General features: G+C 65.9%; 21 protein-coding genes and 1 tRNA gene. 11 read left to right on the top strand and 11 right to left on the bottom strand.

The annotated features are described in order from the left end of the window. Positions 1 to 3: 3 nt before the first annotated feature. Complete coding sequence (locus HNR05_RS12230) at positions 4 to 774, bottom strand: SGNH/GDSL hydrolase family protein (protein WP_179579326.1); 771 nt, start codon at positions 772 to 774, stop codon at positions 4 to 6. Positions 775 to 841: 67 nt separating this feature from the next. Then, a complete protein-coding gene (locus HNR05_RS12225; RefSeq protein ID WP_179579324.1) occupies positions 842 to 1,468 on the bottom strand; it encodes a HEAT repeat domain-containing protein in 627 nt (208 codons plus the stop codon). Positions 1,469 to 1,582: 114 nt separating this feature from the next. On the opposite strand from HNR05_RS12225, the gene HNR05_RS12220 reads away from it, so the two are divergent. From HNR05_RS12220 to HNR05_RS12210, 3 genes are read left to right on the top strand one after another with little or no spacing between them, the layout of a single operon-like run. Then, positions 1,583 to 2,029: an FAS1-like dehydratase domain-containing protein gene (locus HNR05_RS12220; protein WP_179579322.1), complete on the top strand. Its 447-nt coding sequence runs from the start codon at positions 1,583 to 1,585 to the stop codon at positions 2,027 to 2,029. Beyond that, entirely contained in the window at positions 2,026 to 2,454 is a 429-nt protein-coding gene (locus HNR05_RS12215) for a MaoC family dehydratase (RefSeq protein WP_179579321.1), read from the top strand. Before HNR05_RS12220 ends, HNR05_RS12215 begins: the two co-directional genes overlap by 4 nt. 6 nt (positions 2,455 to 2,460) lie before the next feature. Beyond that, complete coding sequence (locus HNR05_RS12210; RefSeq protein WP_179580929.1) at positions 2,461 to 3,690, top strand: UDP-N-acetylmuramate dehydrogenase; 1,230 nt, start codon at positions 2,461 to 2,463, stop codon at positions 3,688 to 3,690. Positions 3,691 to 3,916: 226 nt separating this feature from the next. Here HNR05_RS12210 and HNR05_RS12205 read toward each other — a convergent pair whose 3' ends face one another. Together HNR05_RS12205 and HNR05_RS12200 are read right to left on the bottom strand one after the other, a co-directional pair. Then, the gene (locus HNR05_RS12205; protein WP_179579319.1) at positions 3,917 to 4,237 is read right to left on the bottom strand and encodes a hypothetical protein; all 321 of its coding nucleotides are present in this window, start codon (positions 4,235 to 4,237) and stop codon (positions 3,917 to 3,919) included. 8 nt (positions 4,238 to 4,245) lie between these two features. Then, positions 4,246 to 5,787 (bottom strand): PspC domain-containing protein, encoded by a 1,542-nt coding sequence (locus HNR05_RS12200; protein WP_179579317.1) that lies wholly within the window; start codon positions 5,785 to 5,787, stop codon positions 4,246 to 4,248. A gap of 128 nt (positions 5,788 to 5,915) precedes the next feature. Here HNR05_RS12200 and HNR05_RS12195 point away from each other — a divergent pair, with 128 nt between their 5' ends. Next, the gene (locus HNR05_RS12195; RefSeq protein ID WP_179579315.1) at positions 5,916 to 7,250 is read left to right on the top strand and encodes an ATP-binding protein; all 1,335 of its coding nucleotides are present in this window, start codon (positions 5,916 to 5,918) and stop codon (positions 7,248 to 7,250) included. Between the two features lie 151 nt (positions 7,251 to 7,401). Continuing rightward, a complete protein-coding gene (locus HNR05_RS12190) occupies positions 7,402 to 8,085 on the top strand; it encodes a LuxR C-terminal-related transcriptional regulator (protein WP_179579313.1) in 684 nt (227 codons plus the stop codon). A 75-nt stretch (positions 8,086 to 8,160) separates the two neighbouring features. On the opposite strand, the gene HNR05_RS12185 is transcribed toward HNR05_RS12190, so the two are convergent. The 5 genes from HNR05_RS12185 to HNR05_RS12165 all read right to left on the bottom strand — a co-directional run bounded on the left by HNR05_RS12185 (position 8,161) and on the right by HNR05_RS12165 (position 13,374). Continuing rightward, entirely contained in the window at positions 8,161 to 8,856 is a 696-nt protein-coding gene (locus tag HNR05_RS12185) for a response regulator (protein WP_179579311.1), read from the bottom strand. Further along, on the bottom strand, positions 8,853 to 10,100 hold the full coding sequence (locus HNR05_RS12180) for a sensor histidine kinase (protein WP_179579309.1): 1,248 nt from the start codon (positions 10,098 to 10,100) through the stop codon (positions 8,853 to 8,855). The genes HNR05_RS12185 and HNR05_RS12180 overlap by 4 nt, the downstream gene beginning before the upstream one ends. A 28-nt stretch (positions 10,101 to 10,128) precedes the next feature. After that, entirely contained in the window at positions 10,129 to 10,941 is an 813-nt protein-coding gene (locus tag HNR05_RS12175; protein WP_179579307.1) for an ABC transporter permease, read from the bottom strand. After that, positions 10,938 to 11,966 (bottom strand): ABC transporter ATP-binding protein, encoded by a 1,029-nt coding sequence (locus tag HNR05_RS12170; RefSeq protein ID WP_179579305.1) that lies wholly within the window; start codon positions 11,964 to 11,966, stop codon positions 10,938 to 10,940. The genes HNR05_RS12175 and HNR05_RS12170 overlap by 4 nt, the downstream gene beginning before the upstream one ends. Positions 11,967 to 12,171: 205 nt before the next feature. Then, a complete protein-coding gene (locus HNR05_RS12165) occupies positions 12,172 to 13,374 on the bottom strand; it encodes an aminotransferase class I/II-fold pyridoxal phosphate-dependent enzyme (RefSeq protein WP_179579303.1) in 1,203 nt (400 codons plus the stop codon). A 306-nt stretch (positions 13,375 to 13,680) separates the two neighbouring features. On the opposite strand from HNR05_RS12165, the gene HNR05_RS12160 reads away from it, so the two are divergent. The 5 genes from HNR05_RS12160 (at position 13,681) to rplA (ending at position 16,499) form a co-directional block, all read left to right on the top strand. Next, a tRNA-Trp gene (locus HNR05_RS12160) sits at positions 13,681 to 13,753 on the top strand. 42 nt (positions 13,754 to 13,795) lie between these two features. Then, on the top strand, positions 13,796 to 14,071 hold the full coding sequence (gene secE / locus HNR05_RS12155; protein ID WP_179579301.1) for a preprotein translocase subunit SecE: 276 nt from the start codon (positions 13,796 to 13,798) through the stop codon (positions 14,069 to 14,071). A gap of 106 nt (positions 14,072 to 14,177) precedes the next feature. Continuing rightward, positions 14,178 to 15,101: a transcription termination/antitermination protein NusG gene (gene nusG, locus HNR05_RS12150; RefSeq protein ID WP_179579299.1), complete on the top strand. Its 924-nt coding sequence runs from the start codon at positions 14,178 to 14,180 to the stop codon at positions 15,099 to 15,101. Positions 15,102 to 15,265: 164 nt separating this feature from the next. Then, positions 15,266 to 15,697, top strand: a complete 432-nt coding sequence (rplK, locus tag HNR05_RS12145) for a 50S ribosomal protein L11 (protein WP_179579297.1) — start codon at positions 15,266 to 15,268, stop codon at positions 15,695 to 15,697. Between the two features lie 112 nt (positions 15,698 to 15,809). Further along, on the top strand, positions 15,810 to 16,499 hold the full coding sequence (rplA, locus tag HNR05_RS12140) for a 50S ribosomal protein L1 (RefSeq protein ID WP_179579295.1): 690 nt from the start codon (positions 15,810 to 15,812) through the stop codon (positions 16,497 to 16,499). A gap of 91 nt (positions 16,500 to 16,590) precedes the next feature. Here the strand turns inward: rplA and HNR05_RS12135 are convergent, their stop codons facing one another. Further along, positions 16,591 to 18,090, bottom strand: a complete 1,500-nt coding sequence (locus HNR05_RS12135; RefSeq protein ID WP_179579293.1) for an APC family permease — start codon at positions 18,088 to 18,090, stop codon at positions 16,591 to 16,593. A gap of 151 nt (positions 18,091 to 18,241) precedes the next feature. Between HNR05_RS12135 and HNR05_RS12130 the strand changes: the two genes are divergently transcribed. Next, complete coding sequence (locus tag HNR05_RS12130) at positions 18,242 to 19,297, top strand: LLM class F420-dependent oxidoreductase (RefSeq protein WP_179579291.1); 1,056 nt, start codon at positions 18,242 to 18,244, stop codon at positions 19,295 to 19,297. Positions 19,298 to 19,476: 179 nt separating this feature from the next. Here HNR05_RS12130 and HNR05_RS12125 read toward each other — a convergent pair whose 3' ends face one another. Next, entirely contained in the window at positions 19,477 to 19,875 is a 399-nt protein-coding gene (locus tag HNR05_RS12125) for a VOC family protein (protein WP_246318400.1), read from the bottom strand. Positions 19,876 to 20,076 lie beyond the last annotated feature (201 nt).

Here is a 20,076-nt window from a genome sequence, read left to right as displayed (position 1 = left end):
GCCTCAGCGCGGCGAGACGACGTGCACGATCTCGAGGCTGCCGCGCTTGGGTGCACGGCCGTCGCCCGACGAGCGGCCGGTGAGGCGTCGTCCGATCCAGGGCAAGACGAACTCGCGATAGTAGGCCGCGGTGCCCTGGGCGCGTTCGGTTGACGCAGCGTCGGCATCCGCTCGGGCCTCCCACTCGACAGGCACCGGAACGCCCAGCGAACGGAGCACGTTACTGGCGACACGGGCGTGACCGCGCGCATTCATGTGCAACTTGTCGACCGACCAGTACTTCTTGAGCTCGAGCTCGTCGTCGGCCCAATTATCGACGAGAATCACGCCGGGTCGCACGAACGCAGCCCGTGCCGCCTGCGCGAGGGCATCGCCGCGCTTTTGCATGAGGGAGCCGAGTGGCAGGTGCCGTGACGGGTTCGCACCGCTCAGCATGACCACCTGGGCGCCGGTTGCCGAGGCGGTATCGACGACCTGCTCCAGCAGATCGATGACCGATGAGATCTCGACCTTGGGTCGCATTATGTCGTTGCCGCCGCCGACGATGGTCAGCAGATCGGGCTTCAGCGCGAGTGCCGGCTGCAACTGCTCGGCCACGATTGGCCCCAGCAGCTTGCCACGGATCGCCAGGTTGGCGTAGCCGACGGGCTCGGACTGGGCGGTCGCGAGCCCGAGCGCAACGAGATCAGCCCAGCCACGCACATCACCGTTCGGGAGTTCGTCGCCGACTCCCTCGGTAAAGCTGTCGCCCATGGCCACGTAACGCTGAAACATGCGTCTCCCTCATGAAACCTACTCAAGCGGTGTCGGCTCAGCGGTGAGTCGGCCCAGATCTGGGATGTTACTCGCTTGGCGTGGCCGATTCTGCATGTGTGGTGTCGGCGGACGCGGTCTCGGATGCTGCCGCGGTGCCGGCGGGATCGTTCTTCGCCAGGCGTTCCCGCAGCACGTCGCGCGCGGCCCGGGCCGAGCGGCGCACGTCCTTATCGGGATCGCGCAAGCGCTGCTCAATGGCCGGAAGGTGCTCGGCGGTGCCCTGCGCGGCCAGCGCGTTCAGGGCGGCCGAGCGAACGCGGGGAACCTCATCCGTCGTCATACGCACCAGCTTGGGCGAAACGCTCAGCTCGCGCAGCGTGATGACGCGGGCACACATTTCGCGCACGCGCCAGGCCTGGTTGGTGAGACCGACGACGACGTAGGGAGCCGCAGAATCGGTCCAGACGTGGAGCAGGGTGCGGGCGCCCCAGAGTTCGGGCCAGTAGAGGGCCGGAGCGCCTTCGAGGATTCCGAGAGCGTGGCGTCCGCCCACGTACAGCAGAAAGTCCTTTCCGGCGTTCTTCGCACGCAGCAGCGTGACGGCGTTGGCGCTGACGACGTCTTCGCCGTAATGGGCGATCGCCGCCTGAATACGCTCGTTCGTCGGAAGGTCGAGGGGAATGTCGGGGTGCATCTCAAGTTTGTTTGCCATGGCAATTCCCACTGTAGCCGCAGCACCTTGGCGACTGTCAGGCTGGCGGTGCGCCGCTATCGGCGGCTGAGGCTGTTCGGGCACGAGCCCACGCCCGCAAAGTACACTGGGCGGGTGCCAGTAAATCCCGAACTTCAGGGCCGGGTCTTCCCGCCCGCGCCGCCCTACCTGGTCGGTCGCGAAAAGGTGCGCGAGTTCTCCCGCGCCGTTTTCGCCACGAACCCGATCAACCTCGATCCTGAGGCCGCCCGCGCCGCCGGTCACGCCGATGTCGTCGCGCCGCCGACGTTCGCCGTGGTCGTGCAAGAGCTCACCCTCGCGCAGCTTCTGGCCGAACCGGACTCCGGAATCGACTTCACCCGGGTCGTGCACGGCGACCAGCGCTTCAGCTACAGCCGTCCGATCGTCGCCGGTGACCTGCTGACCGCGACCCTGCGCGTGGCCAGCGTGAAGAGCCTCGGCGGCCACTCGATGGTCACGGCCGAATCCGACATCGTCGACGCCGACGGCGCGCACGTCGTGACCGCGACATCCACTCTGGTCGTCAGGGGAGACGAATGAACGCCGCACCCACACTGCACTCTCTCTCTGTCGGCGACGTGGTCGCGGGCGGAAGCTTCCCCCTGACGCGTGACTCCCTCGTGCGCTACGCCGGGGCATCCGGAGATTTCAATCCCATTCATTACCGCGACGACGTGGCCGTCTCGGTGGGCCTGCCGGGCGTGCTCGCCCACGGCATGCTCACCATGGGCCTGGCCGTGCAGTCGGTCGTCGATTGGGCCGGCGACCCCGCGCGGATCGTCGACTACCAGGTGCGCTTCACGCGTCCGGTGCCGGTCGATGCCGAGACGGGTGCGCTCGTCACGGTCGTCGCGAAGGTCGGCGCCATCGACACGGATGCCGCTATCGCGCGCATCGACCTCACCGTCACGTTCAACGAACAGACCGTTCTCGGCAAGGCGCAGGCGCGCGTCAGCCTGGCCTAGCCGATGATGCAGCACCGCCCCGAGACCCCGATCGCGCTCAGCGAGCTGACGACCCTGCAGGTCGGCGGCGTGCCGACCGCCATGATCGCCCCGGCCACCGAGGGGGAGCTCGTCGACGCGGCGCTCGCCGTCTGGGCCGACGGCGACGACTGGATGCTGCTCGGCGGCGGCTCGAACACCGTTGCCGCCGACGACGGTTTCGAGGGCACGGTCATTCGCATCGTCACCCGCGGCATTGAGGTGCTGCCGGCTGCGGTCGGAGCGTGGACAGTGGGCGACGACCGCGTGACGGATGCCGATTCTGTCGCCTCGCCAACCGCCTCGCCAACCGCCTCGACGACCGATCGAGTGCGGTTGCGCGTGCAGGCCGGCGAGCCGTGGGACGAGTTGGTCGCCACCTGTGTGGCCAACGGTTGGGCGGGTATCGAAGCACTGTCGGGCATTCCAGGTTCGGCCGGGGCCGCGCCGGTGCAGAACATCGGAGCCTACGGCCAGGAGCTCGATACGAGCCTCGTTGCGATCGACTTCCTGGACTACGAGCTCGGCGAGGTGCGTCACATCGAGGCGGCCGAGCTGCGCCTCGGCTATCGCACGTCCGCTCTCAAACAGGGGCTGCAGGGAATCGTGCTGGCGATCGAGCTGGAGCTGTCGGACACGCGAGCGGAGGCAGTCGTTCTGGGTAGCTCCCTCGGCCGGCCCATCGCCTACGCTCAGTTGGCCGGTGCGCTCGACGTGCAGGTGGGCGATCGGGTGGCGCTTGACGCAATTCGCGCGTCGGTGCTGGCATTGCGTGCGTCGAAGGGCATGGTGCTCGACCCGAGCGACCCCGACACCGCCAGCGCCGGTTCGTTCTTCACGAACCCAATCGTGACCGAGAGCTTCGCACGTAGCCTGCCGGATGCCGCGCCCCGCTGGTCGCAGGTGCCCGATGTCGCCGATCGCATCATTCCATTGGAGGAATATGCCGGAGTTGGCCCGATTCCCGGGGAGCCGACCGTGGCGCTGACGAAGCTGAGTGCGGCCTGGCTGATCGAAAATTCAGGCATCTCAAAGGGGTTTCAACTGCCGGGTTCGCGGGCTGCGATTTCGAGTAAGCACACACTCGCGCTGACTAACACAGGTGGGGCGACGGCTGAGGAAATCGCGCAGCTCGCTCGCTATGTGCAGGGCCGCGTGGCGGCGGAGTTCGGTGTGATTCTGCGGCCGGAGCCGGTTCTCGTCGGGGTTGAGCTCTAGCTCTCAGCCCAGCCCCTGCCCCTGCCCAGCCCCCGGCTCCAGCCGGCCCCCTGATCCAGCAGGCCCCCTGCTCCAGCCGACCCCCGGCTCCAGCCGGGCACGCGGCCTGTGCATAACTCCTGCACTTCGCGTGACGTCGTGTGGGATGCCGCTTGAACACGGGGTTCTCTCGGCCGGGCGGCGCTTCGTGCAGGAGTTAGCCGGGCGGACCGCTGGGCGGTGCTGCCTAACCCGCCCGCCGGGAGGCCGCCGCGATGCCAGCGACGACGAGCGCCAGGCCGATCACGATCACCGTGCTCAGCAGCCACAACGTGGGATCTGGGGCCGCCGGTAGCACTGTACGCACGACCATGAAGCCGGCGAAAGCAAGAAGTAGAACGCCCCAGAAGATTGTCGCAAAGAGTGGGCGGTGCCGAGAGTCCGCCGTCGGAGCTGGAGCCGGGGGAGCGTGGGATTCGGCGGCAGCTGCGTCAGCATCGGTGCGGAGAGTAGTCAACGGAACCGTCGGTTGCTCGTTCGGCAGGGGAGTCGTGGGGGTGTCGGACATGCTCGCTCCTAGTTGCGGGGGTCTTCGACGGTGACCTGGCCGGCGAGGGTCCAGACCCGGATAGTGGGAACCGACGTCGACGCGGTGCCGTTGAAGGTGCGTACGTCGTGCACAAAGATGCCGCCTCGTGCCACGTCGGCGCGATTGCTACCGGGTTCCTCATAGTCCACGGCGCCCGCGAGCACATTCACCTCGATGGTCACCGGGCTGTTGTTCGGCAGAACGAGTTCGGTCTGACCAAAACCAAGCCAGACATCGATGACGCGCGGCTCTCCCGTCGGCACGGTGAGGGCCGCACGGTCGAGGGCTCTCAGATCGACGGTTGGATTTCCGGCGAGCATGGCGTAGCCGGCCGGGGCGCCCTCTGCGCTCGCCGAAACCGTCCAGGTCGGCGACCCGAAAATCGAGTACTGGGTGCCCGGGGGCAGCACGCCGAGCACGACCAGGGCAGCAGCGGCCAGAAAGGCGAAGCCGCCCAATGCGCCGCTTGAGCGACCACGGATGCCCGACACGATAACGCCGAGCGCCAGAATTCCGAGGGTGAATGACAACCCGATCAGGAGGGCGGAATTCGACCAGATGCCGCCGGCGAAGGCTCCGGAGTATACGGCGGCTGCGCTGGACCCAAGTGCTAATGCGAGGCCGAGCGCGATGGCTGTGAAACCGGCGCCGGGGTGCGGGCGGTGGTCGTGGCGGTCATGCGTGCGGGCGGCTTCGCCGACAGCATTCTTCTGCTCAAGCAGGGCGTCCCAAGCGCTGCGCTGGGCTGCCGGAGGAACGGGGGAAAGGGGCGGCACCGGTGGAACGGTTCCGGTCGGGGCAGCGGGTATCGCCGCACCTACGGCCGGGCCGGGCGCCGTCGCGGTGCCGGCCGCTGTGGATTCCCAGACCACTGAGTGTGACGCGGCTGCGGCTGCGGCTGGGGCGGCCGGTGCGGCGGCATCCGTCTGAGCGGAAGGTGTCGTGACGAAGGACGTACGCGGACCAGTCGGAGGCATGCCTGTTGACGCTGATCCAGCGGCCGGCGCCCCTGCGGAAGCCCCGCGGAAGGCGGAATCCGATGCGGGAATGCGCCGCAGCAAGAAGATCACCACCCAGACGATGAAAACCGTCACGGCGATCGACCAACCGATGGTGAAGGTCACGGCGAGCCAGTCGGGCATTCCCCAGGCGAGTGGGGCGCCCTGCCACCAGAGGCCGCGGGCGAACGGAAACACGGTGAACAAGATCAGCGCGCCGATGGCGATCATGGCTGGTTCGAAGACGCCACGAAAGGCCTGCTCGACGTGAATGCGGCCGCTGGCGTTCGGCAGCAGCGCCCAGCCCAGAGCGTAGGCGAAGAGTGCGGGACCGCCGAGCACAGCGAGCACGAGTGCGATGCCGCGGATGATCAGCGGGTCAAGACCGGTGCGATGGGCGATGCCGCCGCAGACTCCGGCAAACCAGCGGTCGTGGCCACGGTCGATGCCGGTCGAGCGGATCCAGTCGAAGAATCGCGTGACCTGCGGCGCAGGCGGATGCGTGGGCGGGTGGTGCGGTGCGTCGTTCATGCTTCGAGTCTGGCGGCCCGGGCCCGACGCTGCCATGGGGGATCACCCTGATCGAACCCTGAGTTCGTGCCGAACGCACATTCGGGGTGTCGCGACATGCTTTGATTTTGACTGTGAACACTCTCGTGATGACTCGACCCCGGCTGCGCCTGGTCGGTGGAGTCTGCGCGGGTTTCTCCGACCACACCGGCGTGCCGGTGCGCACCGTGCGCACCGTCACTCTCCTCCTCTCGCTGTGCGGCGGCGCGGGCGTGCTGCTCTATGTCTGGCTCTGGGTGACGACGCCCACGACTGTGGCCGCTGACCACGGGGCAGGTCCGCGACTCGGACTGGCCGGGTCGACGGCTGCCGCTGCCGCCGTCGGCTCGTTCCCGGGTAGGACCGCTGCCCTGTCCGCCGGCCCGTCCGTTGGTCGGTTCGGCGTTGGTTCCTCTGCCGCATCGGATGCCCCACCCGCGCGCTCGGCGCCCGTCACCGAGATCTTGCTCGGTGTCGCGCTGCTCGCGGCAGGCGTCGCTCTGGTCGCCAGCCGACTCGGGGCCGGTATCCCGCTGGCCGTCATCATCCCGGGCATTGTCGTGCTCGCGGGAACTGCCCTGGCCTGGCGCCAATTCGCCGACATTCGCAGCGGCGCGGCCCAGCGATCCTCCGCCTTGCTGGTGCGGGCACTCGGCGCCCTCGTGCTCGTGGCGGTCGGGATTCTCTTGTTCTTCGTCACCGGCGACAGTCCAAACGTCTGGACGGTGGTCATCGCCGCGGTGTCGGTGCTGCTGGGCGTCGCCGTCGTGATCGCGCCCTGGCTCATCCGTCTCTCGCATGATCTCGCGGATGAGCGTGCCGCGCGGGTGCGGGAGTTGGAGCGCGCCGAAATTGCCGCGCACCTGCACGATTCGGTGCTTCAAACCCTGGCGCTCATTCAGCAGAAGGCCGGCCCGCAGAGCGAGGCGGCTCGGCTCGCCCGCGCGCAGGAGCGGGAGCTGCGCGAGTGGCTGTTCACCGGGTCGGAGGCGACGACCATCGACCTCGCTGCCGAATTGCGGCGCCTCGCCGGGGTGATCGAGCAGGACTTCGCAGTTCAATTCGACGTCGTCACGGCCGGGGCGAGCCCCGAGGACGTGCCGGATGCCCTCGTCGCCGCGGCCCGTGAGGCGATGTTGAACGCGGCTCGGCATGCAGGCGGCCTGGTCTCGATCTACCTGGAATCCGGCCCGTCGCGCATCGAACTCAGCGTCACCGATCGCGGCCCCGGCTTCAGCCTCGATGACATCCCCGACGACCGCCTCGGCGTCAAGGAATCGATCGTCGGACGGATGCGCCGGGTCGGCGGCACCGCAACCGTGCGCCGCGGTCCGGGCGGAACGGGCACCGAGATCGTGCTGGTCATGCCGGTCAGCGCGGCGATGGGCGAGACCGCAGCGGGCGAACAGCCACCGTCAGAGACGGGAGAGGGCGGGGCAATATGACCGGAGTCAGACGGATGCCGCGTTCATTGCGGCCGGCAGGCGCAGCGTGTGGCGCCCGGCGTATGTTCTACCCTGCGCGAAGTGTCACAACCTGCGCCGGGCGGGGCGCACACACCGCTCACACAACAGCGAACCCTGAAACGAGGCAGCAATGAGTGACCCCGAGCACGAGGCAGCCAACGCGCCGACCCTGCCCGTCGTGATCGTCGACGACCACTCGATCTTCCGCTCGGGGCTGCGCACAGAACTTGAGCCCGACCTGCACGTGCTCGGCGAGGCGGCAACGGTCGAGGAGGCGATCGCGCTGGTGGTCTCCACGCAGCCGCGCGTCGTGTTGCTGGACGTGCACCTGCCCGGAGGGCGCGGCGGCGGTGGCGCCGAGGTGATCCGCGAGGCGGCACCCCACTCGCCGCAGACCTTGTTCCTGGCGCTGAGCGTCTCAGATGCCGCGGATGACGTCGTCACCGTCATCCGTGCAGGCGCGCGCGGGTACATCACCAAGAGCGCATCGGGGGCCGAGGTTTCGGATGCCGCGCGCCGCGTCTCCGACGGCGACGCCGTGTTCTCGCCCAAGCTCGCAGGCTTCGTGCTCGATGCGTTCGGAGCCGTTGCCGGCGAGATCGCCGAAACCACCGAGGAACTCGACCGGTTGTCGGCCCGCGAACAGGAAGTCATGCGCCTGATCGCGCGCGGCTACACCTACAAAGAGGTCGCCGGCACGCTGTTCATCTCGGTGAAGACGGTCGAAACACATGTGTCGGCCGTGCTGCGCAAGCTTCAGCTCTCGTCGCGGCACGAACTGACGGCCTGGGCGCTGGAGCGCAAGCTGCTCTAACGAAACCCTGTGGTGCCTGCGTGAGGTGACGCACAGCGACCGTCCGGAGCCAGTGGAGGGCCGGTGCGGAACCCCTCACAGAGTCGGCGGATGGTCTCGCGTCGACCCCACCGACAGCAAGCCGAGCTCCATTGCACGGGTGACCGCGCGCGTGCGGTCGTTCACATCAAGCTTCTCGAACGCATGCAGCAGATGTGTTTTCACCGTCGCTTCGCCGATGAACAGCGACCGCCCGATTGCCGCGTTGCTTTGGCCTGTAGCGACCAGTCGGAGCACGTCGAGCTCGCGGGCAGAGAGGCGTGGTGCGGCGGGTGCATCCGCCCGCACACGCTGCACCAGTTTCGCGGCGATCGACGGCGAGAGCACACTCTGGCCACGCGCCACCTGGCGGACGCCCTCGATGATCTCGGCCTGCGGGGCAGCCTTGAGCAGGTACCCGCTCGCTCCCGCCTCGATGGCACCGAGAATCTGATCGTCGCTCTCGTAGGTCGTCACGATGAGCACCCGGACGGTCGGGCCGGTGCCGCCGGAGCTGGCGCCGCCCACGCTCCCCGCAGCCGCGAGAATCTGTGCCGTGGCGGCAACCCCGTCGAGTTGCGGCATCCGGAGGTCCATCAGCACGACGTCGGGGGAGAGATCCGCCGCCAGCTCGACAGCATGGTGGCCGTCGCCGGCCTCGCCGACGACCTGGATATCGTCGGCGGCACCGAGTAACCCGACGATTCCAGCGCGCACGATCGGGTGGTCGTCGACGACCAACACGCGGATCATCGCGCACTCCCTACCGGCACGCTCACGCGCAGCACTGTGCCGCCCGCAGCGCCGTCGGCGACGTTGAGTCGGCCGCCCACCAGATCCACGCGATCGCGCATGCCGGCCAGCCCGTATCCAGTCGTCGACTCGGCCGAATAGACCCCGAGCCCCCGTCCGTTGTCGCGCACCTCCACGGCCAGCTCCCCGTTCGCGCTCGTCAGGCTGACGGATGCCACACTCGCCCGCGAGTGTTTCCTCACGTTCGCGAGACCCTCCTGAATGCAGCGCAGCATGACCACCTCGAGTTCGCGATCGAGGTCACCGGGCTGCACTGCGACATCCACCCGGATGCCGGTCTCCTGCATGAATCGCGCCGATAACCGGCCGACGGTCTCAGCCAGCGTCGAGTCACCCACACGCACCGGCGACATCGCGGTGACCAGCGCACGCGCTTCGGTGAGCGCGTCGCATGCGGTCTCCTCGATCAGGCCGACGCTCAATTGGGCTGCGACGAGGCCGTGCACGACGCCGCCCGTGGCACGGCCCTCGGCACCGCCTGCGGCACGGCCCTCGGGGCCGTCGCCCGCGACGACCTCCGCCGCCGGAATCGACGCGAGCTCGGTGTCGGCGCGCTGGGCGAGCATCACCAGGCTGGTCAGGCTCTGTGCGATCGTGTCGTGAATCTCCCGGGCCAAGCGTTCGCGCTCGGTGGAACTGCCGGCATCCCGATGCAGCGCCGCCAATTCGTCCTGCGCTGCGGTGAGTTCCTGCAACAGTTGTTTGTGCCTCTGTCCGTCCTGGTCGATGCGGGTGATCCACAGGCCGAGCACGATGGCGAACAGAAGAGAGACGCCCTCGATGGCGACGGCCTGCAGCAGGATCTCCGGCCCGCCGCCGAGACCGAGGTAGAAGCCGATGCCCACCGTGAGGGCGAGCAGCCCGCTCTGCACGATCGCGAGCAGCGTCGACCCACTCAGCACCCAGAGCAGCGGAAAGATCAGCGCCTGCAGGGTGGCCATATTCGGCAAGAAATAGACGGCGACGCCGGTGCCGACGATGACGAGAATGCGAAACGCGACGGATGCCACGGGGCTGGCGAACGCACGGTGCCCGAAGGCCGCGTAACCAGCTCCGATCACGGCGAGCGTGATGAGCGCGCCGGCCGCAGAACTCGCGCTCGGCGCATCGGCGAGAAGTGCCACGGCGGCCAGGAGCAGCAGAGTGCCAGCGAAGGCGAGGCTCCACCAGTGTTTCGTCGTCATCCGTCTATCTTCCCATTCGGACGATGGCTCAGCTGTCCTTGCGGATCCACCGGAACGTCACGAGGCTCAGCACGACCCCGACGACGAGCCAGATTCCGAGATTGAGGGCCACGAGCGGCAGATCCCAGGCTCCCGAGGGTTCCAGCGTCTGAAAGTTTTCGGGGAGAAACACCGAGCGCATGCCCTGCGCCATCCACTTGAGGGGGAAGAGGCTGGCGAAGTTCTGCATCCAGGATGGCAGCATATAAAATTGCAGGTAGACGCCAGAAATGAACTGTAAGAGGAGCACGGTGGGAATGATGACGGCCGTCGCGCTCTTGCCGGAACGAGGCACCGAGGAGAGGGCGATGCCGAGCAGTGCCGAGGTGATCACGCCGAAGACGAAGACCCAGGCGAAGGTGAACCACGCGCTCGGCTCGGTTGGCAGGGAGACGCCGAAGGCGAAACGCGCCACAACCAACAGCAGAGCGGCCTGCAGAATGCCGGTGACGAACACCTGGCCGATCTTGCCGACGAAGTAACTGAGGGGCGAGAGCGGGGTGCCGCCCAGCCGTTTCAGGGTGCCGTCGCCCTTCTCGGTGGCGATGTCGACCGCGAGATTCTGCAGGCCGGAGAGCAGCATGCCGGCTGCGATCATGCCGGGCAGATAGTACGCGCCGACGCTGATGCCGCCCGTGCCGTCGGGCTGGGTGCCGACGTTGCCGGCCGAGCCGAACGCCGTCGTGAAGATGCCGAGCATGACGACGGGAAAAAGGAAGGTGAAGAACAGGGTGTCCGGCGAACGGAAGTAGATGCGGGTCTCATAGCCGATTCGGGCGGCGCCGAGTGCGAGTGTGCTCATGCTGACAGGTCCTTGATGAATGTCGCTGTGGGAGTAGTGAGGCTGGAGGAGACAGAGTTCGCCTCGGAGGAGGGCTCGGATGAAGCCTCGGAGGAGGCCACGGCTGGGGGCTCGATCGAGGTCGGATGCCGCTTCGGAGCGGGCGCGTCAGGCGCCGTGTCGACGGCGACAGTCTCTGCCGAGCGCACCAGATCGAGGTAGACATCTTCGAGGCTTGGCCGGATGATCTCGAGCTCGTTCGGCTCCCCGCCGAGCTCCGCCACGAGGGCGGCGACAACGGCTGCCGGCTGCTCGGTGCGGGTCTCCCGTTTGACCCCGGAAGCATCGCGCCAGCGCACGAATGGCACCCGGGCCGCGGCCCCGCCGATCGCGTCGATGGCGCCGATGTCGATCAGGCGTCCGCCCGCGATGACCCCGGCCCGGTCGCCAAGCTGGGCGGCCTCGTCGAGATAATGCGTGGTGAGCAGGATGGTCGTGCCCTCGGCTTTGAGCGAGCGGATCAGATCCCAGAACTGATGCCGAGCCTCGGGGTCGAAGCCGGTCGTGGGCTCGTCGAGAAACAGCAGCTCGGGGCGGCCAATGATGCCAAGCGCGACATCCACTCGTCGTCGTTGCCCTCCAGAGAGCTTGCCGATGCGAGTCTTTGCCTTGTCGGCCAGGCCAACGGCGTCCATGACCTCACCGACGCTGCGCGGACGCGGGTAGAAGCCCGCGAAGTGGGTGAGCTGTTCGAGCACCGTGACGTTTCCGCTCTCGCCCGTGGACTGCAGCACAATGCCGAGACGTTCCTTCCACCGCCTGGTCGCGTGCCGGGGGTCGATGCCGAGCACGCTCGCCTCGCCGCTCGTGCGGTCGCGGTAGCCCTCGAGGATCTCGATTGTGGTGCTCTTGCCGGCGCCGTTCGGGCCGAGCAGCGCGAAGGTTTCGCCGGCCTGGATGTCGAAGCTGATACCGCCTACGGCCTCAAAGGTGCCATAGCTCTTGCGCAGGTCGCGCACCTGCACGATGGGCGTTGTCTCTGTCATACGTCAACACTCGCAGCGGATGCCCGTGACCGAAACCCCTACCTGTCTGACCCGGGCATCCACCGTTCGGTGGACCAACGCTCGATGTGGAGCTGCCGTGGCGTGAAGTCGCGAAAATGACCCTTCATCTCGCTCATGAAAGGTCATTCGCGCGACCTCACGGCCGACGGATGCGACGGGTGTGACGGCTGCGACGGATGCTGCGTTACGCGAAGAGGCGCTGCAGGCGCTGCACGCCCTCCAGCAGGGCCTCGTCGCCGAGTGCGTAACTCAGGCGCAGGAAGCCGCTGGGGCCGAAGGCCTCGCCGGGAACAACGGCGACCTCGGCCTGGTCGAGGATCAGATCGGCCAGTTCGAGCGATGTCGTCGGGGTGATGCCGCCCCAGGTCTTCCCAAGCAAGCCCGTGACATCCGGGTAGACGTAGAACGCTCCCTGCGGGGTGGGCGTGTGCATGCCGGGGATCTTGTTGAGTTCCGAGACGATCAGCTTGCGGCGACGGTCAAACGCCTCGCGCATCGCGATCGCGGCGTCTTGCGGACCGTTCAGCGCGGCGATCGCCGCACGCTGGGAGATGTTTGACACGTTCGACGTGAGGTGCGACTGCAGGTTGCTCGCGGCCTTGATGGCGTCGGCGGGGCCGACCATCCAGCCGAGGCGCCATCCGGTCATCGCATACGTCTTGGCCACACCATTGACGAGGATGGTGCGGTCGGCCAGTGCCGGCACGGCCTCCACGATCGACACGGCGCGTACTCCGTCGTAGGTGAGATTCTGGTAGATCTCGTCGGAGATCACCCAGAGGCCGTGGGAGTCGGCCCATTCGCCGATCTCCTTGGTCTGCTCGGGGGAGTAGACCGAGCCGGTCGGGTTCGACGGTGAGACGAAGAGCAACACCTTGGTGCGCGGGGTGCGGGCGGCCTCGAGCTGCTCGACGGTGACGAGATAGTTCTGCTCACTGCCGGCGAAAACGTCAACCTGCACGCCACCGGCCAGTTTGATGGCCTCGGGGTACGTGGTCCAGTAGGGAGTGGGGACGAGTACCTCGTCGCCCGGGTCGAGCAGGGTGGCGAACGACTGATACACGGCCTGCTTGCCACCGTTGGTGATGATCACCTGGCTGGGCGACACCGCAAGCCCACTGTCGCGCAGTGTCTTCGCGGCAACGGCTTCGCGCAGCTCAGGCAGTCCTGCTGCGGGCGTGTAGCGGTGGTTCTTGGGATCGACGACGGCGGCGAGGGCGGCTTCGATGATGTGCTGGGGAGTGGGGAAGTCAGGTTCCCCAGCCGCAAAGCTGATCACCGGCCGGCCGGCAGCTTGAAGCGCCTTGGCCTTTCCGTCGACTTTGAGAGTTGCCGACTCTGCAATGGAGCCGACCCGGGTTGAGATGCGCTTGAGTTCGTGGTTCACGCTCCGAGCTTACGGGGGCATGCGCGTCGGGAACAGAGAGGTTACGATAGTGAGTGCAGCCCAGTCGAACACGTTCCGCATATTTTGCGGGAATCACGTGATTCGTGGGGCTACGGGTGTGCTGACAGGCGCGGATGCGTCGGTCGGAGCGTCATCGGAAGGGCTCAGCTTTACACGGCCGGTTCGGTGACCTACACTTGATCGAAGTAGTTGAAATCAGCGATGCTTTTTTGCGCCCATTTTTGAGCACGGCCTTGTGCCGAGCATGACGATGTTCGTGAGGTAAGCCTTGAGGATTTTGCTCAAAGGGTGGTGGCTCAATTGGTAGAGCAGCGGTCTCCAAAACCGCAGGTTGCAGGTTCGAGTCCTGTCCGCCCTGCAAGTCGATGGTCACTCCATCGGCCCAGGAAAGGTGTACTAGGTGGCCCGGAAAGTTATCGACGAACCCAGTGAGGAAATCGTCGCCAACGCGAAGACGGCCCGCGAATCCAAACGCGGTCCCTTCGGACGGTTGTCCCTGTTCATCAAGCAGGTCATGGCTGAACTCCGCAAGGTGGTTACGCCGACTCGCAAAGAACTCGTGAGCTACACGGGCGTCGTTTTGGTCTTCGTGGTCATCATGATGCTCATTGTTTCCGCGTTTGACTGGGTGTTTGCCCTCGCTGTGACCTGGGTGTTCGGAACTCCAGGCGGCTAACTCCGTCACGATGCCCGGACAGCGTGAACACGTGACAACTGGGAATCCTGGCAACGCGGCTCGACAGGCTTTCGTGCCCAATGCAATAGAGAAGAATTGAGATTTTGTGTCTGAGACGAATCACGACGACGTTGACTGGGCGACCGCAGCCGAGCAGTCCGCTGACGACGATGAGGCGCAGGAGGGCAACACCCTCGCCGCTGAAGAGAACTCGGTCGTCGCAGCCGAGCACGTCGCCGTTCACATCATCGACGAGGACGCCGACAGCCTGACCGACCTCGATGCTGCGCTCGACGCTCTCGCCGAGGCGACAGACCCCGAGGCAGACGCCGTCGTCAACGACGCGCTCGACATCGACTCCGCCGACGAAGCAGAGGCAGCCGTTGAGGCCGTCGAAGACGAAGCATCCGACGACCCGTACGAAGAGTTCCGTAAGGAACTGCGCTTCGCACCGGGCAAGTGGTTTGTTATTCACTCCTACGCCGGTTTCGAACGCCGCGTGAAGTCGAACATCGAGAACCGCAAGCAGTCGATGGCCATGGAAGATTACATCTACCAGGTCGAGGTTCCGATGGAAGATGTTGTCGAGATCAAGAACGGCCAGCGCAAGATGGTCACCCGCGTGCGCATCCCTGGATACGTGCTCGTTCGCATGGATCTGAACGAAGACAGCTGGTCTGTTGTTCGTCACACCCCCGGTGTCACGGGCTTCGTGGGCAATGCCCACAACCCGACGCCGCTGCGTTTCGAAGAGGCCTTCGGCATGCTGAAGAGCCTGGTCGAGATCAAGGATGTTCCGGCAGCCAAGGGTGGAAGCGGGCAGGGCGGCAAGGCTCCGGTTCGCGTCATCGCCGCCGAGATCGACTTCGAAATCGGCGAGACGATCACCATCAAGGAAGGCTCGTTCGCTGGCCTCCCCGGTTCGATCAACGAGATCAAGCCCGAGAGCGGCAAGCTCATCGTGCTCGTTTCGCTCTTCGAGCGTGAGACCCCGGTCGAGCTCAGCTTCGACCAGGTCACCAAGCTTTGACGCGAGTCGGATCAATGTCGCGAAGCGGCGTTGATGCGACTCGGGTCAGGTCGAGCAAGGCGCCCTGGCGCCGCACCCCGACCTCACACTAAACCACCGGGGCCCATCCGGGTACCGGGAGAGCAGCCCTAGCGGCCACTCGAACATCAAAAGAAGGAAGAACAATGGCACCGAAGAAGAAGGTTACTGGTCTGATCAAGCTTCAGATCAAGGCCGGCGCCGCCAACCCCGCTCCGCCCATTGGTCCGGCGCTCGGTCAGCACGGCGTCAACATCATGGAGTTCTGCAAGGCGTACAACGCAGCAACCGAGTCGCAGCGCGGCAACGTCGTTCCCGTTGAGATCACCGTGTACGAAGACCGCTCGTTCACGTTCATCCTGAAGACCCCGCCGGCTGCAGAGCTCATCAAGAAGGCTGCTGGAGTTGCCAAGGGCTCAGGAACCCCGCACACCGTCAAGGTTGCCAAGCTCACGCAGGCTCAGGTTCGCGAGATCGCTCAGGCCAAGATGGTTGACCTGAACGCCAACGACCTCGACGCAGCGTCGAAGATCATCGCCGGCACCGCCCGTTCCATGGGCGTCACGGTCGAGGGCTAACCCTCCCCACCCCCCCAGCATTGCGCCGAGCGGTATTTCGCCGACAGGCATGTGGAAGAGCCAGCCAGGCTCGCACCACCACACTCTCAAGTTCTCATTACAGGAGATTCAAATGGCACAGAAGTCAAAGGCCTACCGGGCCGCGGCCGAGAAGATCGAAGCCGACAAGCTCTACACCCCGACCGACGCAGTTACTCTTGCAAAAGAGACCGGTTCTGCCAAGTTCAACTCCACCGTTGAGGTTGCCCTCAAGCTCGGTGTCGACCCGCGCAAGGCAGACCAGATGGTTCGCGGCACCGTGATTCTTCCTCACGGCACCGGTAAGACCGCCCGCGTCATTGTGTTCGCAACGGGCCCCGCGGCCGAAGCTGCAATTGCAGCCGGCGCCGACGAGGTTGGTGGCGACGAGCTCATCGAGAAGGTTGCCGCTGGTTACACCTCGTTCGACTCCGCCGTCTCGACCCCCGAGCTTATGGGTAAGGTCGGTCGTCTCGGTAAGGTCCTCGGCCCGCGCGGTCTGATGCCGAACCCGAAGACCGGCACCGTGACGCCCGACGTCGCCAAGGCTGTCTCTGACATCAAGGGTGGAAAGATCGAATTCCGCGTCGACAAGCACTCCAACGTGCACTTCGTCGTCGGCAAGGTTTCCTTCACCGCCGAGCAGCTGGATGAGAACATCAAGGCCGCCCTCGAAGAGGTCGTCCGTTTGAAGCCGAGCTCCTCCAAGGGCCGCTACATCACCAAGGGCGCCGTCTCGACCACCTTCGGTCCGGGCATCCCCCTCGATGTGAACAGCATTTAAGTTCTCTCAAACACCGTGCGTTAGTCAGCACAAAAACGGCCCGTCCACTGGACGGGCCGTTTTTTGCGTGTGGGCGTGTGGGCGGATGCCGTTAGCGGGCGAGGGTGCGCAACTTCTCAGCGACTGCGATGGCGTCGCCCTCCGGGGCATCCGATCGGCGGTCTGGGCGGGCAATGAACAGGTAAAGCAGACCCGAGCCGGCCACAACGCCGAAGCCGATGAGCACGATCCAGTCGTTCACGAAGACGCCGCTGCTGCCCGGCCAGGCCAGCAGTACCATCGCGAAGATTCCATAGGCCAGCGCGACGGCGTTGACGAGGAAACCCCATCGGCCGAGGCTGAACGGGCCGGCCGGGCGCCAGCCCATGATGCGTTGCCGCAGCGCGGCGAGCACGACAGATTGGAAGGCGACGTAGATGCCGAGCACCGCGAAGGCCGTGATCTGCGTGAGCAACTCGTCGGGGCCGACGAAGATGATGAAACAGAGCAGCAGCGGGATGGTGCAGGCCACGATGAGGGCGTTGCGGGGAACCTTGCTGCGCGGAGACACCTTCGCCAGCCAGCGGTGACCCGGCATCATGCCGTCGCGCGCAAACGAGAACAGGAGCCGGCTCGCGGCGGCCTGCAGGCTGAGCACGCAGGAGAGGAACGCCGTGAGCGCGACGACCAAGAAGATCTTCGCGCCGACAGTGCCGAGTGATGCCTCGAGAATGGCGGGAATCGGGTCGGCATCCTTGCCGTCGACAATGGCCTGCAGGTCGGGTGCGGCCAACACATAACCGCCGAACGCGAGAAGTGCCGAGACACCGCCGACGGCGATTGTCATGATCATGGCAACCGGGATGCGGCGGGCCGGGTCAGTGACTTCCTCCGCGACATCCCCGCAGGCTTCGAAACCGTAGAACAAGAACAGGCCGGCGAGTGCGGCGCCCAGGAATGCGAAGAAGTATGAGCCGTCACCCTGCACGCCGAGGGTGTTGACGAAAACATCGAAGCCCTGGTGGCGTTGGAAGATCAGCAGGTAGAGGCCGACGGCGATCACGCCGATGAGTTCGGCGGCGAGGCCGATGCGCGCGACACGGCCCAGTGTCCTCGTGCCCGAGAAATTGAAAGCCAACGCCACGATCAGGAACAGGGCGGAGAGGCCGAGTGTGGCGCCCTTCGTGATGGGAATGTCGAGAAGACTGGCCAGGAAGCCGCTGCCGAACTCGGCGACGGCGGTAATCGTGACGATCATCGCCCAGATATACACCCAGGCCGCCAGCCAGGCGTAGCGCTTACCCCAGAGGCGCCGCGTCCACGGGTAGATGCCGCCATGGATCGGATACTGCGAGACGACCTCGCCGAAGACCAGGGCGACGAGCATCTGGCCGGAGCCAACGATGAGCATCCAGAAGATTGACGGCGGGCCGCCCGTCGACACGGCAAGGGCGAACAGCGAATAGACGCCGACCAGGGGCGAGAGATAGGTGAAACCGAGGGCGAAGTTGGCCCAGAGTGACATCGAGCGGTTGAAGGAATCCTCGTAGCCGAGAGCCTTCAGATGCTCGCTGTCTCCGAGCCGATCCTGTGCGGGTACCTCTGCTGACATGATGACCTTTCGGTTCAAGCCGGAGGTGCACCGGGCCGAACTGGCCGTCGACACCTCATTGTGTGTGCCAACCATACAGCTGAGAGATTGCTGAGCGATAGCAGCGGATGCGTAGACTCAAGCTCAACTGTGATGAACGCGAAGGAGCGATATGCGCATCGGAATGGCGATCAATTATGCGAGCGGTTTCCGCGAGGCTGTGGCCGAGGTCGCGGAGCTGGAGCGCGCCGGTCTTGACCTGATCTCAGTGCCGGAGGCGTACTCCTTCGATGCCGTCAGCCAACTGGGGTTCATCGCAGCGAAGACGTCGACGATCACGCTCGCCTCCGGCATCCTGCAAATCTTCACGCGCACGCCGACGCTCACCGCCATGACTGCGGCCGGCCTTGACTATGTCTCTGACGGTCGTTTTCTGCTCGGCATCGGAGCCTCAGGGCCGCAGGTCGTCGAAGGGTTTCACGGGGTCAGGTATGACGCACCCGTGGCACGCACGCGAGAGATCGTCGAGATCTGTCGGTTGGTCTGGCAACGCGAGAAGGTCGAGTATTCGGGTCGGCACTATACGATCCCGCTGCCGGCCGACCAAGGAACAGGACTCGGCAAGCCGCTCAAGCTGATCAACCAGCCGGTGCGCTCGCGCATCCCGATCTCGATTGCGGCGCTTGGGCCGAAGAGCGTCGAGCAGGCGGCCGAGATCGCCGAGGCATGGCAGCCGATTTTCTTCCATCCCGAGCGGGCCGACCGCGTCTGGGGCGCAGCGCTCGCCGCCGGGCAGGCCAAACGTGACGGGGCAATGCCGCCTCTTGAGATTCATGCGAGCCCGGTGCTGTGCATCGGGGAGAAGGCCGAGGCGCTGCTGCCGCAGCTCAAGCCGCAGCTGGCACTTTACATCGGCGGCATGGGGGCGCGCGGCACAAACTTCTACAACGATCTTGTGCGTTCGTACGGGTATGAGGCCGAAGCGGAGCTGATTCAGGATCTCTATCTGGCCGGCCGCAAGGATGAAGCCGCGGCCGCCGTGCCCGACGAGCTCGTGCGGGCGATCTCGCTGGTTGGTCCGAAGAGCTACGTGGCCGAGCGCCTCGCCGCATTCGCCGAGGCCGGGGTGACGTCATTGAATGTCGTGCCGCTGGCTGAGGATGCCGTTGGTCGCCTCGCCCAGATCGCCGCTCTGAAGGAGCTGGTCGGGGACCTGCCCGCCGGCTGAGGCGCGGCGGGCCTCGGCCGTCTACCCGCCGCCCGCCAGTGAGGTCGCGCACATGACCCTTCCCGGAGCAGGGGAAGGGTCATTTGCGCGACCTCACGGTGAGTGTCGCTGAAATGTTCAGGCGGGCGGCTCGTGAGCAGTCGGTCCGCGGCACCGCACTGGACAGAACGGCCGGCGATCTACGGGTCGTGCCTCGGCTCGTGACTGATCAGGCCTACTGTGTTGCCCTCACTGTCGCGAATGAGGGCCAACCACTCGTCGTTGCCGGCGGGGCCGAGGGTGTCGTCGGTGTGCGTGAAGACGACGTGCGGTTCGTCGACGACCTCGACGCCGAGGGTGTGCATCCGTTCGATGCTCTGACGCACGTCGTCGACGAGAAAAGAGAAGGTGCACGAGGGTGCTGCAGCGTCAAGCAGCAGTCGTGACCTGCCGACGTTGAAGTAGAGCACGCCGGCCGTCGTGTTACAGGCGGCGGGCGGACCGCCGAGCAACATTTCGTAGAACGCGCTCGCGCGGTCAAGATCGTCGGCGTGCTGGGCGACCTGCAGAATCTCCATGGTGACCTCCACCTTGATCATGCGTTGGCGGGCTCGCCCTGTCTAGCGTGTCGTTTCTGTCCCCGGATTCGGAGACTCATGCGACACGCCGAGGTTCGGGGCGCCGACACGCCACAGAAGCGACGGTTATCCGAATCCGGGGACATACGCAGGGCGGGTGGCGTGCCGGAAGAAGATGCGGGACGCCAGGAAACAGGCGAGGCGGGGAGCATGCACAGGGGA

The sequence above is a fragment of the Leifsonia psychrotolerans genome (assembly GCF_013410665.1).
In the GTDB taxonomy this organism is placed as follows: domain Bacteria; phylum Actinomycetota; class Actinomycetes; order Actinomycetales; family Microbacteriaceae; genus Cryobacterium; species Cryobacterium psychrotolerans_A.
Note: the sequence above shows the minus strand (reverse complement) of the source record. Positions and strands in the feature narration are given on the sequence as shown.

Coding starts and splice junctions, on each gene's coding strand:
- HNR05_RS12230 (WP_179579326.1), bottom strand. CDS start 774: ATGTTTCAGCGTTACGTGGCCATGGGCGACAGCTTTACCGAGGGAGTC.
- HNR05_RS12225 (WP_179579324.1), bottom strand. CDS start 1,468: ATGGCAAACAAACTTGAGATGCACCCCGACATTCCCCTCGACCTTCCG.
- HNR05_RS12215 (WP_179579321.1), top strand. CDS start 2,026: ATGAACGCCGCACCCACACTGCACTCTCTCTCTGTCGGCGACGTGGTC.
- HNR05_RS12210 (WP_179580929.1), top strand. CDS start 2,461: ATGCAGCACCGCCCCGAGACCCCGATCGCGCTCAGCGAGCTGACGACC.
- HNR05_RS12205 (WP_179579319.1), bottom strand. CDS start 4,237: ATGTCCGACACCCCCACGACTCCCCTGCCGAACGAGCAACCGACGGTT.
- HNR05_RS12200 (WP_179579317.1), bottom strand. CDS start 5,787: ATGAACGACGCACCGCACCACCCGCCCACGCATCCGCCTGCGCCGCAG.
- HNR05_RS12195 (WP_179579315.1), top strand. CDS start 5,916: ATGACTCGACCCCGGCTGCGCCTGGTCGGTGGAGTCTGCGCGGGTTTC.
- HNR05_RS12190 (WP_179579313.1), top strand. CDS start 7,402: ATGAGTGACCCCGAGCACGAGGCAGCCAACGCGCCGACCCTGCCCGTC.
- HNR05_RS12185 (WP_179579311.1), bottom strand. CDS start 8,856: ATGATCCGCGTGTTGGTCGTCGACGACCACCCGATCGTGCGCGCTGGA.
- HNR05_RS12180 (WP_179579309.1), bottom strand. CDS start 10,100: ATGACGACGAAACACTGGTGGAGCCTCGCCTTCGCTGGCACTCTGCTG.
- HNR05_RS12175 (WP_179579307.1), bottom strand. CDS start 10,941: ATGAGCACACTCGCACTCGGCGCCGCCCGAATCGGCTATGAGACCCGC.
- HNR05_RS12170 (WP_179579305.1), bottom strand. CDS start 11,966: ATGACAGAGACAACGCCCATCGTGCAGGTGCGCGACCTGCGCAAGAGC.
- rplK (WP_179579297.1), top strand. CDS start 15,266: ATGGCACCGAAGAAGAAGGTTACTGGTCTGATCAAGCTTCAGATCAAG.
- rplA (WP_179579295.1), top strand. CDS start 15,810: ATGGCACAGAAGTCAAAGGCCTACCGGGCCGCGGCCGAGAAGATCGAA.
- HNR05_RS12135 (WP_179579293.1), bottom strand. CDS start 18,090: ATGTCAGCAGAGGTACCCGCACAGGATCGGCTCGGAGACAGCGAGCAT.
- HNR05_RS12130 (WP_179579291.1), top strand. CDS start 18,242: ATGCGCATCGGAATGGCGATCAATTATGCGAGCGGTTTCCGCGAGGCT.
- HNR05_RS12125 (WP_246318400.1), bottom strand. CDS start 19,875: ATGATCAAGGTGGAGGTCACCATGGAGATTCTGCAGGTCGCCCAGCAC.